Source organism: Streptomyces sp. NPDC051243 (assembly GCF_044455405.1).
Taxonomy (GTDB): domain Bacteria; phylum Actinomycetota; class Actinomycetes; order Streptomycetales; family Streptomycetaceae; genus Streptomyces.
Genome location: NZ_JBITES010000004.1, coordinates 229,384 through 241,988, shown reverse-complemented (window position 1 = coordinate 241,988; position 12,605 = coordinate 229,384). Strand labels below are relative to the sequence as shown.

General features: G+C 70.8%; 6 protein-coding genes and 1 pseudogene. 2 read left to right on the top strand and 5 right to left on the bottom strand.

Annotation, left to right across the window (positions count from 1 at the left end; all coding sequences use genetic code 11):
- Positions 1 to 73 precede the first annotated feature (73 nt).
- A complete protein-coding gene (locus ACIBAG_RS11650; protein ID WP_399103715.1) occupies positions 74 to 3,301 on the top strand; it encodes an FG-GAP repeat domain-containing protein in 3,228 nt (1,075 codons plus the stop codon).
- A 55-nt stretch (positions 3,302 to 3,356) separates the two neighbouring features.
- Here ACIBAG_RS11650 and ACIBAG_RS11645 read toward each other — a convergent pair whose 3' ends face one another.
- Positions 3,357 to 4,286, bottom strand: coding sequence for an intradiol ring-cleavage dioxygenase (locus ACIBAG_RS11645; RefSeq protein WP_399103713.1), 930 nt, complete (start codon positions 4,284 to 4,286; stop codon positions 3,357 to 3,359).
- A 138-nt stretch (positions 4,287 to 4,424) separates the two neighbouring features.
- Positions 4,425 to 6,188 carry an aspartate--tRNA ligase gene (gene aspS, locus ACIBAG_RS11640; protein WP_399103711.1) on the bottom strand — a complete coding sequence of 588 codons (1,764 nt, stop codon included), beginning with the start codon at positions 6,186 to 6,188 and terminating at the stop codon, positions 4,425 to 4,427.
- A 180-nt stretch (positions 6,189 to 6,368) separates the two neighbouring features.
- On the opposite strand from aspS, the gene ACIBAG_RS11635 reads away from it, so the two are divergent.
- On the top strand, positions 6,369 to 8,600 hold the full coding sequence (locus ACIBAG_RS11635; protein ID WP_399103709.1) for a SpoIIE family protein phosphatase: 2,232 nt from the start codon (positions 6,369 to 6,371) through the stop codon (positions 8,598 to 8,600).
- Here ACIBAG_RS11635 and ACIBAG_RS11630 read toward each other — a convergent pair.
- From ACIBAG_RS11630 to ACIBAG_RS11620, 3 genes and pseudogenes are all read right to left on the bottom strand, one after another.
- Positions 8,573 to 9,628 (bottom strand): annotated as a pseudogene (locus tag ACIBAG_RS11630) (AI-2E family transporter); the annotation flags it as partial. The gene ACIBAG_RS11635 and the pseudogene ACIBAG_RS11630 sit on opposite strands and share 28 nt — an antisense overlap.
- A 193-nt stretch (positions 9,629 to 9,821) precedes the next feature.
- Complete coding sequence (locus ACIBAG_RS11625; protein WP_399103707.1) at positions 9,822 to 10,802, bottom strand: pirin family protein; 981 nt, start codon at positions 10,800 to 10,802, stop codon at positions 9,822 to 9,824.
- 190 nt (positions 10,803 to 10,992) lie between these two features.
- Entirely contained in the window at positions 10,993 to 12,546 is a 1,554-nt protein-coding gene (locus ACIBAG_RS11620; protein WP_399103705.1) for an MFS transporter, read from the bottom strand.
- Positions 12,547 to 12,605: the final 59 nt, after the last annotated feature.

The window sequence follows — 12,605 nt, the reverse complement described above, 5'->3', positions numbered from 1 at the left end:
CGCACCCCGGCCCCCTGATAGGATCCGGCCACTTGTGCGAGGGCGGAGACCCTCGCAGGGGAGGGAAACTCACGTGGGCAGACACGCCCCGAGACGGGGTGGGTCCGCCGCCCTCGTCTCCGCGCTCGCGGTCGCCGTCGCGGCCGGATCCATGACCATCGCCGGGCTCCAGGGCAGTGGTGGGGCCGCGCAGGCCGCCAGCGGCACCACCGCGGCCACCGGCACCGTGGCCACGGCGGACGCGGCCACCGGCACCGCCGAACTACGCTTCGACGATCCGCGGGTCGAAACCCGCCGCTCCGACCGCCTGCTCTCGGCCGGCGAGACCGGCTTTCTGCACCGGCAGGCGGGTACCGCCGGACTCCTGTGGACCGACTACGACGACGGCACGACCGTCACCGTCCAGGGCCCGTCCGGCGTCTACAAGCCGACGACCACCTCCTGCTGGGACATCGCCGTGCGCTGCCCCTCGGGCATGTACGGGCAGGCCACCGACACCGTGGCACTGCCGGACCGCACCTACACCGAGCCGGTGTCCCTGTGGCGCCCGGACGGCACCGCGCTGCAGACCGTCGACCTGGGGAGAGCCGAGTACATAGGCACGTACGGCAGCACGGTCGTCGGGGTCGACCGGGAAGGTGTCTACAACGGCGAGAGCTTCGACGGCACTCGGCTGTTCCTCTTCGACCTCGTCGACGGCAAGGTGCGGCAGCGCCCGGTGGCGGGTTACCCGTCCGAGCGGCACTGGGGGAGCGACAACGCACGCACCGGCGACGAGACGGGCATGGTCTTCGCCTACCCCATCCCCGACTCGGTCGGCGGCATCGCGTCGTACTCCGTCGGCTACCTCGACTTCGCCACCGCGCAGTTCACCACGGTCTTCACCGACCTGCCCGGCAAGCCGGAGGTCGTCCTCACCGACGACCGCATCGGCTGGTACAGCGTCTCCGGCGGCCTGCACCTGAAGCCGCGCGCGGATCTCACCGCCGAGGAGACGGTGCCGGTGGCCCCCGGGTTCGCGGGGTCCGGCTACCCCACGCTCGTCGGCGGCTGGCTCGTGATCACCACGGACAGCCGCGTGTACGCCGTGTCCCTGACCAACGGCACCAACAAGACCCTCCTGACCAGGTCCTACGGCACCCCGCTGGCCACCCCCGACGGCAACGCCCTCGTCACCGGCGGCACGGACGCCTCCGACTGGTGGATCCAGCGCGTCTCGATCGGCACCGACGGCACCCCGCAGCTGGAGAAGCTGTACAAGGTCGCGCCGTACGAGAACCCCAAGACCGGTCTCGCGCTCAGCCGCGGCAGCCTGCGCATCGCCGAGGAGAACCCCGGCAGCAGCATGGACACGACCTCGCTGCGCACGCTCACCACCAACGGCGGCACCGAACTGACCGCGTCCGCCGCGACGGACGGATCGTCGATCATGCCGGTGTGCCCGTACCCGGGCGTCGACTGCTCGGCGATGTGGGGCAACCACGACGGCAAGCCCCGTGACGTCTACCTCGAGACGTTCGACGACGTCAACGAGGGCGGCACCGGGCTGAGCAACGTGGACCGGGTGGCCCGCATCGGCGACGGCGCGGGTCTGGCCGATCTGGAGTTCGGCACTCAGGACGGCGGCATCGTCGACGTCTCCGACGGCTACGCCGTCTACAACTCCGGCGGCGACACCGCCATGCAGTACGTCGGCCAGTTCGGCTGGGGCCAGCAGCTCAAGCGCTCCGTCCGCGCCGCCGCCCTGAACGGCTCCGTCCTCTGGAGCGCCACCGCCACCTCCGGACAGCTCACCTCGTACAGCCTGGCCACCGACAAGACCCTCGCCACGGTGACCGTGCCGGGCCTCGGTTGCGTGCCGAGCGAGCTGCAGGCGGCCGGCCGGTGGGTGTACTGGGCGTGCGGGACGAGCTCGGCGGGCGTGTACGACACCCAGGCGGGTACCTCGCGCCCGGTCACCCCCGGTGACGTCCTCCTCGGCGACGGCTTCACCGTCCGCCACGACCACGACGCCGACCGGCTCGTGCTGACCGAGGCGGCCACGGGCACGACCCGGGTGATCGCCTCCGGGCTGCCCGACAGCGGGCTCGCAGTCGACCGCCGTTACCGCTGGGCGGTCGACGAGTACACGGGTCTGGTCGCCTGGTTCGACGCCTACGAGCAGACGCACGTCGCCACCACCGGGGTGACCCCGTCCGCGGTGACGGCCTTCGAATCGGAGGCCACCTACTACGTGTCCCCGACGGTGCCGTTCACCGGCCGGTGGCTGCCGTCCCGCCCGGTCACCTCCTGGTCGCTGACCTTCACCTCGGTCCAGAGCGGCGCGAACGGCAAGGCCACCCGCACGATCAGCGGCGGCGCGTCCCCGGCGTGGATCTCCGCGGACTGGGACGGCAGGGCGGCGGACGGCAGCCTCTTCCCCAACGGCCGGTTCACCTGGACCCTCAAGGCGACCGGCCTCGGCACCTCCGCCCCCGTCACGCTGACCGGCGGCGAGGGCCGCCTGACCGGAGGTACGCCCGTATACCGGGACTTCACCAGCCCCGACGGGCCCGACGGCCGCGGCGACCTGCTCACCCTGAACTCCTCCGGCGGCCTCACCTTCCACAGCGGCACCGGCACGGGCAAGGTCAACGCGAAGTACACCGGCACGGGCTGGTCCACCGGCATCACGGCCGTCCCGTTCGGCGACCTGAGCGGCGACCGCTGCAACGACGTCCTGGTCCGCTACAGCAGCGGGGCCCTGCGCCTGTACAAGCCGGGCTGCGGAAAGGCCGTGACGCCGTCGACGTCGTACACCACGCTCGCGAGCAGCGGCTGGACGCAGTACAACGCGCTCACCTCGCCCGGCGACGTGAGCGGCGACGGACGCCCCGATCTGATCGCGCGCCAGGCCTCCACCGGCACGGTCTACCTCTACAAGGGCACCAGCACCGGCAAGCTCGCCGCCCGCGTGAAGCTCTACGACAACTGGAAGGGCTACAAGAAGATCGTCGGCGTCGGTGACATCACCGGCGACGGCAGGCCCGACCTCCTCGCCCAGGACACCGCGAACACCCTCTGGCGCTACAACGGCAAGGGCGACGGCACCTTCGCCGCCCGCGCGAAGCTGTTCACCAACTGGGGCGGCAACTACAACGTCGTCGTCGGTATCGGCGACATCACCGACGACGGCAAGGCCGACATCGTCTCCCGGGACACCAGCGGCAACGTCTGGCGCAACAGCGGCGACGGGAAGGGGTCGTTCGGCTCGCGGGCACAGATCGCGAGCGGGTGGAGCGGCTACAAGTCCCTGAGCTGAACAGGCTCGGTGACGTGACGGGGGCGGTCCTTCGGGGCCGCCCCCTTCCGCGTTCTCAGGTTCCGGTGTTGGTGGCCTCGGGGTCGACGCCCATCGTGATCGAAGCGACCACTCCCCTGGCGATGTCGTTCTTCTTGTACTTCAGCTTCAGCAGGCCGCCCTCGGTCCCGTTGTCCGGGTAGATGGTGTCCTCGTCGAGCGTGGTGCGGGTGGTGGTGTTGGTGGAGTACGGCTCGACCTCGGCGGAGGCCAGCACGCTCTCCTCGTCGAAGAAGAACTGGCCGGTGTGGCAGGTGTTGCCGCCCTCGTAACCGGCGTCCGTCCACTCGCCGCCCACGTGCACCTTGGTGTGGATGTGGACGCAGCGGCCCTGGTACCAGCCGGGGAAGATCGTCTTGAAGACCACCAGGCCGTTGCGGTCCGTCCTCCACGTGCCGCGCAGATAGCGTTCGTCGTCCGTCGGCTCCTCGTGGACACCGCCACCGCCGCCGGGCCCGCCCGAGGGCTCGCCGGACGGGGGCGCTCCCGTCGGCTCACCGGACGGCGGCGTGCCGCCCCCGCCACCGCCGCCGCCGCCCATGGCCTCATAGCCCGAGTACACGCCCAGCGCGTTGCAGTGCCAGATGTCGACCGCGGCGTTCCCGATGGGCTTGCAGGTCTCGGAGTCGATCACCTTGAGGCGGAGGGTGAGCGCAATGCCATCCTGGTCCTCGGTCACGTCCTGGCGGAGCTTGTCGGCGTCGATGTAGTAGGGGCCCTCGGTCGTCTCGGAGGTCAGCTTGTAGCACGTCTCCGAGGCGGTGGAGCCGCTGCTCGCCGATGCGCTCGCCGCCTTCGTGCCGCTCGTCTCACCCGCGAAGGCGCCCGCCGCCAGCGTGCCGCCCACGCCCACCGCGGCGGCGGCTCCGGCACCGGCGACGACGACCTTGCGACGCGTGAGGTCCCGCTTGTGTTTCGGCCCTTCGGCCGTGTGGTTTCCCGTCATGGGCAGGGAAGTTAGGGACGGCGCCTGTCAGGGACATGGGTAAGAGCTGGGTGAGAGCCCTGCATGAGGGCCGTAAACGAAAGTGGCTCGGAACCGAGGTCGGTTCCGAGCCACTCAGTGCTGGGATATCTGGGATGTCTACTTCGGCTGCGGCTTGCGCACCGACAGGTGCAGCTCCTTCAGCCGCGCCTCCTCCAGCTCCGTCGGCGCGCCCATCATCAGGTCCTGGGCGTTGCCGTTGAGCGGGAAGGCGATGGTCTCGCGGATGTTCGGCTCGTCGGCGAGCAGCATGACGATGCGGTCGACGCCGGGCGCGATGCCGCCGTGCGGCGGGGCGCCGAAGCGGAAGGCGCGCAGCATGCCGGCGAACTTCTCCTCGACGGTCTCGCGGTCGTAGCCCGCGATCTCGAAGGCCTTGAGCATGATCTCCGGCTCGTGGTTCCGGATAGCGCCGGAGGACAGCTCGACGCCGTTGCACACGATGTCGTACTGCCAGCCCAGGATGTCCAGCGGGTCCTGGGTCTCCAGGGCCTCCAGACCGCCCTGCGGCATGGAGAACGGGTTGTGCGAGAAGTCGATCGCGCCGGTCTCCTCGTCCTTCTCGTACATCGGGAAGTCGACGATCCAGCAGAAGCGGAAGACGCCCTCCTCGAAGTGGCCGGCCCGCTTGGCGGTCTCGACGCGGACCGCGCCCATGATCTTCGAGACCTCGTCGAACTCGCCCGCGCCGAAGAAGACGGCGTGACCGGCCTCCAGGCCGAGGCGCTCGGTGAGGACCTTGACGTTCTCCTCGGTGAGGAACTTGGCGATCGGGCCGGTCAGCGAGCCGTCCTCGGCGACACGGACCCAGGCCAGGCCCTTGGCGCCCAGCGAGATCGCGAACTCGCCGAGCTGGTCGAAGAACTTGCGGGGCTGGTCCTGGACGGCCGGGACGGGCAGCGCGCGCACGTGCTTGCCGGCGAACGCCTTGAACTCCGAGCCCTCGAACACGTCGGTGATGTCGACGAGCTCCAGCTGGGCGCGCAGGTCCGGCTTGTCGGAGCCGTACTTGAGCATCGCCTCGCGGAACGGGATCCGCGGGAACGGGGAGGTGACGTGGCGGCCGTTGCCGAACTCCTCGAACAGCTCGGTCATCAGCTTCTCGACCGGCTGGAAGACGTCCTCCTGCTCGACGAAGCTCATCTCGATGTCGAGCTGGTAGAACTCGCCCGGCGAGCGGTCGGCACGCGCGTCCTCGTCGCGGAAGCACGGCGCGATCTGGAAGTAGCGGTCGAAGCCGGAGATCATCAGCAGCTGCTTGAACTGCTGGGGCGCCTGGGGGAGGGCGTAGAACTTGCCGGGGTGCAGACGGGAGGGGACGACGAAGTCGCGGGCGCCCTCGGGGGAGGTCGCGGACAGGATCGGCGTCGCCATCTCGTTGAAGCCCAGCGCCGTCATCTTGTGACGGATCGCCGAGATGACCGCGGTACGCAGCAGGATGTTCTTGTGCATGCGCTCGCGGCGCAGGTCCAGGAAGCGGTACTCCAGGCGCCGCTCCTCGTTGACCCCGTCCTCGGTGTTGATCGTGAAGGGCAGCGGGGCGGCCGCGCCGAGCAGCTCGACCTCGCCGACCTCGACCTCGATCTCGCCGGTGGGCAGGTCGGGGTTGATGTTCTCGGTGCCGCGGGAGACGACCTTGCCGTCGACGCGGAGGGTCGACTCCTTGGAGAGCTTGTCGAGGGCCTCGTACGCGGGCGTGCCGGGACGGGCGACGAGCTGCGTGATGCCGTAGTGGTCGCGCAGATCGATGAAGAGGATGCCGCCCAGGTCGCGCCGATTGTGCAGCCAGCCACTCAGCCGGACGTCGGTGCCGACGTCAGAGGAGCGGAGCTCGCCGCAGGTGTGGGACCTGTACCGATGCATCGTCGTTCATCCAGTCTTCGCGGATCGGGGGGCTTGTTTCACGTGAAACTCCCCCCAAGCCTACCGGGGACCCCAAGATCGCCTCCCCACCATTTCACCGCGCCCCTTGGCCCTCGCCCGACCAGATGCCCCATACAGCTTCGGTGGCAGTGTGCGATCACCTGTTCTTAAAGTAGGGCAATGCGCACTGGTGAGCCCCTGCCCGCCGTGGGGGAGGTCCTCGCCGCCCTCGCCACCGGGCTGTGGCACTGGAACACCGCCACGGGACTGGTCACGGTCGACGCGGAGGCGGCACGACTGCTGGGGCTGCCCGCCGAGCGGGCCACCCTCAGCCAGGCCCAGGTGCGTGCCCGGCTGCACCCGGTCGACTGGAACGAGATCAGCGGAGTGATCCAGCTCGCCGTCGCCGAGGGCACCCTCGGCGAGGTGCGGGTGCGGATCATGGACGGGCAGGGCCGGGTCATCCGCGTGGGTCGCAGCCGCTTCCACGCCTCCTTCGACCGCGAGAAGCGGTCGTACGAGGTGACCGGCTCCCTCCAGGAGGTCACCGAACCGGCGCCGGGGACCTCCGCGGGCCGTACGGCGGTCACGGGTGACTGGCGGCGCTCGCGGGAGGCGTTCCTGCTGGACGCGGGCCGGGCGCTGGCCGAGGCGCGCTCGACGGCGGAGGTGCTGCGGGTCGCGGCCGGTCTGTCGATGCCGGGCTTCTCACCGGACGGGCTCGCGGTGTTCGGCGTCACGGGCGACCGCCTGACGATCATCGGCCACCACGGCCATGAGCCCGGCGACGAGGACCCGTTCACACACATGGCCCTGGACACGGACTACCCGGCCGCCGAGGTCGTCCGCACGGGCCGTGCCGTCTACCTCTCCTCCCCCGAGAGGTACAAGGAGCGCTACCCGGCCACCTGGCCGCTCGCGGCGCACTTCAAGCGCCAGTCCTGGGCGTTCCTGCCGCTGACCGTGGCCGGCCGCACGATGGGCGCCTGGATGGCGGCGTTCACCTATCCCGTCGCCTTCACACCCGACGAGCGGTCCGTGCTGACGACGGTCGCCCGCATGCTCGCCCAGGCCCTCTCCCGCGCCGAGGCCGCCGAGTCCGCGCGGGAGCTCACGGACGGCCTGCAGCGCTCGATGCTGCCCAAGCTGGGCCCCGAGATACCGGGCATGAGCGTCGCCGCCCGCTACGTCCCGACCGGCGGCGGCCTCCAGGTCGGCGGCGACTGGTACGACATGATCCCGCTGCCCAACGGCCGCTTCGCCCTGGTCATCGGTGACGTCCAGGGCCATGACGTGCGGGCGGCGGGCCTGATGGGCCAGCTCCGCATCGCCCTGCGCGCCTACGCCTCCGAGGGCCACCGCCCCGACGCCGTGCTCTCCCGCGCCTCCCGCTTCCTGCACGGCATGACCTTCGGCTCCCTCGACGACGACCCGTCCGACCTGCGGTTCGCGACCTGCCTGTACGTCGAGGTCGACCCCACGACCGGCCTGCTGGACATCGCCCGCGCCGGTCACCCGGACCCGGCGATCCGCATGAGCGACGGCACGGTGCTGGCCCGCCCCACCGCCGGCGGTCTCCCCCTGGGCATCGACCCGGACGCCGACTACCCGACGACCCGGATCACCCTGGAACCCGGCGAGACCATGCTGATCTGCACGGACGGCCTGATCGAGACCGGCGGCCACGACCTGGAGACCGGCTGGAAGCGCATCCGCACGATCCTCGAGGAGCACGACGGCGACCTGGAGGCCCTCGCCGACGGCCTCGTCCAGGCCGTCCACGGCCCGTCCTCCCACCACACCACCGGCCCGCTCGCCGACCGGCGCGAGGACGACATAGCCGTGCTGCTGCTGCACCGGCAGGACGAGGGCTGCGGCTGCGGCGACACCCTCGCCGCCCCGCCGACGATCCGGCGCACCATGCTGTCGGTCGCACAGGCCGAGCCGGAGCGGGTCGCGGCGGCCCGCCAGCAACTGCGGGAGCTGCTGCACGACTGGGCCTCCGAGGACCAGGTCGACTCTGCGGTCCTGCTCCTCTCCGAGACGCTCACCAACGTCCTCGTCCACACCGACGCGGACGCCCTGCTGCTCGCCGAGGTCCGCGGCGATCCGGGGGACCGCCGGCTGCGCGTCGAGGTCACGGACACCAGCGACGACCTGCCCCACAAGCGCCGGCCCGGGGAACTGGCGTCGTCCGGGCGGGGGTTGATGCTGATCGAGCTGCTCGCCCACGGGTGGGGCGTGGATCCGCGGGGCGAGGGCAAGAGCACCTGGTACGAGCTCTACGAGTCCAAGGGCGCGGACGGCTCCGGCGGCGTGGACGGCTCCGGCGGCGTGGACGGCTCGGGGGGCTCCGGCGCCCCGGGGGGCACGGGCGGCTCAGGAGGTTCCGGGGGCTCCGGGCTTCCGTAGAGCTCGCGCAGTTCGTGTACGACGCCGGTGGCGGCGGCGGTGAGCGGTACGGCGAGCAGCATGCCGAGGACGCCGGCCACCGAGGCCCCCGCGGTGATCGTCACCATGACGACGGCCGGGTGCATCTGCACGGTCCGGCTCTGGATCATGGGCGTCAGCACATGCCCTTCCAGGATCTGCACGGCGACCACGATGGCCAGCACCCACAGCGCGATGACGAACCCCCGGTCGGCGAGCGCGACCAGCACGGCGACGGCCCCCGAGATGAAGGCTCCGAGATAGGGGATGTAGGCCCCGACGAAGACGAGCGCTCCGAGCCCGACCGCACCCGGCACGTCCAGGACCAACAGCCCGACGGTGATGCAGACGGCGTCGATGAAGGCGATGAAGGTGGTTCCCCGCATGAACCCCTCCACCGCCTGGAAGGCCCGCCGGGCCATGGCCTCCACGACGTCCCCGCTGTGGCCCGGGACGACCGACCTCAGGACGCCGGGGGCCCGATGGGAGTCCCGCAGGAAGAAGAACACCAGCAGCAGCGCGAGCACGGCCATGGCGACGGCCTCGGCCACGACGCTCACCCCGCTGATGACTCCGGAGGCGGCCGTCCCCCCGAACTTGGTGAGCAGTTCCTTGGCGTTGGACGCGAGGTCGTCCAGCGAGGTCCCGGCGGCCCCGAAGTGCTCGGCGAGGTCCTCACCGGCCTGCTTGAGCGAGGCGACGATCTGGTCGCCGGTCTCCACGATCGCGGCGGCGACGATGTACACGGCACCGCCCACGACGGCCACCACGGCGACACAGGTGAGCCCGGCGGCGACCGACCGGTTCACCCCCGCCTTCACCAGCCGCCGGTGCAACGGCCCGAGCAACGCCGTCCCGAGCAGCGCGAGCAGCACGGGCACGACAGCCGTACGGAACTCCACGGCCAGCCGGATCCCGACGTAGACGACCCCGGCGACCAGCAGCATGACGACACACCAGGCGGCGAGCCGCCGTACGGGGTCGGGGAGCAGCGGGGTGGGGGCCGGCACGCTTCCAGCGGATCATGAGCGCGGCGGGGTCGCCGTGCGCGGGCGGCCGGGTGGGTGACGAGGGGAGGAGAGGAGACGAGCAGACCGAACGACGAGACGAGCAGACAGAACGAGCGGACGCGACGGGACGAGGAGACGAAAGGGCCGGAGCCGTACCCAGTAGCACGGCTCCGGCCTCGTCATACTGCCCGGATCAGGCCTCGGACGGCCCGCTCTCGCTCATTCCGTGCACGGCGGGGATCGTCCCCAGCCGGCCCTTCTGGAAGTCCTCGAAGGCCTGCTGGAGTTCTTCCCGCGTGTTCATCACGAAGGGGCCGTAGTGGGCCATGGGCTCACGGATCGGCCGGCCGCCGAGGAGGACGACCTCCAGGTCCGGCGTGTGGGAGTCCTGCTTCTCGTCCGCACGGACCGTCAGCGAACCCCCCTCGCCGAAGACCGCGGTCTGGCCGAGCTGGATCGGACGGCGCTCCGCGCCCACCGCGCCCCGCCCCGCGAGGACGTACGCGAGGCCGTTGAAGTCCTCACGCCAGGGCAGAGTGATCTCCGCGCCCGGCGCCAGAGTCGCGTGGATCATGGTGATCGGCGTGTGCGTGATGCCGGGACCGGCGTGGCCGTCCAGCTCACCGGCGATGACGCGGAGCAGCGCGCCGCCGTCGGGGGAGGTGAGCAGCTGGACGCTGCCGCCGCGGATGTCCTGGTAGCGCGGCGCCATCATCTTGTCGCTGGCCGGGAGGTTCACCCACAGCTGCAGGCCGTGGAAGAGACCGCCGGACATGACGAGCGACTCCGGCGGCGCCTCGATGTGGAGCAGGCCCGAACCGGCCGTCATCCACTGGGTGTCGCCGTTGGTGATGGTGCCACCGCCGCCGTTGGAGTCCTGGTGGTCGAAGATCCCGTCGATGATGTAGGTGACGGTCTCGAAGCCGCGGTGCGGGTGCCAGGGGGTGCCCTTGGGCTCGCCCGGCGCGTAGTCCACCTCGCCCATCTGGTCCATCATGATGAACGGGTCCAGGTAGCGGTAGTTGATCCCGGCGAACGCACGGCGCACCGGGAAGCCCTCGCCCTCGAAACCGCTCGGCGCGGTCGTGACGGCGAGTACGGGACGGGCCACGGCCTCCGCGGGCGCGGCGACGCGGGGCAGCGTCAGCGGGTTCTCGACGGTCACTGCAGGCATGTCGGTACCTCCTTGTGCGGCCAGTTTAGTTGAGCATTGAACTTTCTGCTACCCCTAACGGGAAAAGCCCGGCGGGCATTCCCCCCGGACACGACCGAAGGCCGGCACCCGGGGCGGGCGCCGGCCTTCTTCACGAGGACCCGGTGCTTCGGCGGCGGCTCAGTGTGTCAGAGGGAGCCGGGACGGGGGGTCAGACGACGGGTTCGGTCGGCCTCTCCGGGGTGCGGTCCGCCTCGGCCGTACCGGCGCCCTCACCAGCCCCCTCCGCCGCCACCCGCTGCGGCTTCCTCCGGTCGTCCCGCATGACCAGCGTCGCCAGCAGGGCCGCGGCCGCGACACCGATCGCGCTGACCGTGAAGGTGGTGGACATCGAGGCGGTGAAGGCCTCGCGGGCCACCGCGACCAGACCGGCGTCGCCACCGGCGACCGCCCCGGCGATGGAGTGCCTCGCCTCGTCCGGCACGTCCTCGGGCATCCGGTCCGCGAAGCCGCTCGACAGCAGCGAGCCCAGGATCGCGATGCCCAGCGCGGTGCCGGCCTGCTGGATGGTGTCGTTCAGGGCCGAGCCGACGCCCGCCTTGTCCTCGGGGATGGTGCCCATCAGCGCGCCGACCGCGGCCGGCATCGCGAGGCCGGCGCCGAGACCGAGGAGGCCGAGGGCCACCGCCGGGACGGTGAAGCCGGAGTCCGCCGAGACCGTGGTCAGCAGGGCGAAGCAGGCCACCATCACCAGCATCCCCGCGAGGATCACCCACCGGTTGCCGTACTTGGCGGCGAGCTTGACGCCCACGCCGTTGCCGACGAGGGCGGTGATCGCCAGCGGCAGGAAGGCGAGGCCCGCCTTGATCGGCGAGTAGCCGAGCACGAACTGCAGGTACTGGGTGAGGACCAGCAGCAGACCGCCGTTGCCGATCTGGACGAGCGCCAGGGAGAGCGAACCGCCGCTGAAGTTGCGGTGCTTGAACAGGACCAGCGGCACCATCGGGGACTTGGTGACGTTCTCCCAGATCACGAAGCCGACCAGGGAGGCGAGCGCCACCACCAGGGTGACCGTGGAGCGGCCGCCCAGCGCGCCGTGCTGCGGAAGCTCGATGATCCACCACACCAGGGCCGTCATCCCGGCCGCCGACAGCACCGCGCCCAGCGGGTCGGGCTTCTGCCAGGGCGCCTTGGACTGCGGCATCAGCGTCAGACCGGCGACGATCGCGAGCGCCACGATCGGGACGTTGATGAAGAAGATCGACTGCCAGGAGAAGTGGTCGATCAGGACACCACCCAGGACCGGGCTGCCGACCAGGCCGAGCATCGACACCGAGCTCCAGGCCGCCATCGCCTTGCCGCGCTCCTCCTCGTCGAAGACGGTGATGAGGATCGACAGGGTGGACGGCATGATCAGCGCCCCGCCGACGCCCATCGCCACGCGGGCGGCGATCACCTCACCGGGATTCGTGCACCAGGTCGCGGCAAGTGAGGCCGCCCCGAAGAGCAGAAGCCCTATGAGCATCACCTTCCGGCGCCCGAACCGGTCACCGAGGCTGCCGGAGGTGAGCAGCAGCCCCGCGAACACCAGGATGTAGGAGTCCAGGATCCACTGGGTCTCCTGGGCGCTCGCCCCGATCTCCCCGGTCATCACGGGCACCGCGACGGTCAGCGCCATGCTGTCGACGACCAGCACCAGCGTGCTCAGGCAGAGCACGATCAGGATCCACCAACGGCGTGGATCACGCGTTCCCTTGACGTCCATGACGCTTCCCCTCCGACTTCGTGAACACCGTTCCTTCGGTGCGAACACTGTACGCATGA

What these genes read in the sequence shown, in the direction of transcription:
- ACIBAG_RS11620 (WP_399103705.1), bottom strand. Translation starts at nt 12,546, where the DNA reads ATGGACGTCAAGGGAACGCGTGATCCACGCCGTTGGTGGATCCTGATC.
- ACIBAG_RS11645 (WP_399103713.1), bottom strand. Translation starts at nt 4,286, where the DNA reads ATGACGGGAAACCACACGGCCGAAGGGCCGAAACACAAGCGGGACCTC.
- ACIBAG_RS11635 (WP_399103709.1), top strand. Translation starts at nt 6,369, where the DNA reads ATGCGCACTGGTGAGCCCCTGCCCGCCGTGGGGGAGGTCCTCGCCGCC.
- ACIBAG_RS11625 (WP_399103707.1), bottom strand. Translation starts at nt 10,802, where the DNA reads ATGCCTGCAGTGACCGTCGAGAACCCGCTGACGCTGCCCCGCGTCGCC.
- aspS (WP_399103711.1), bottom strand. Translation starts at nt 6,188, where the DNA reads ATGCATCGGTACAGGTCCCACACCTGCGGCGAGCTCCGCTCCTCTGAC.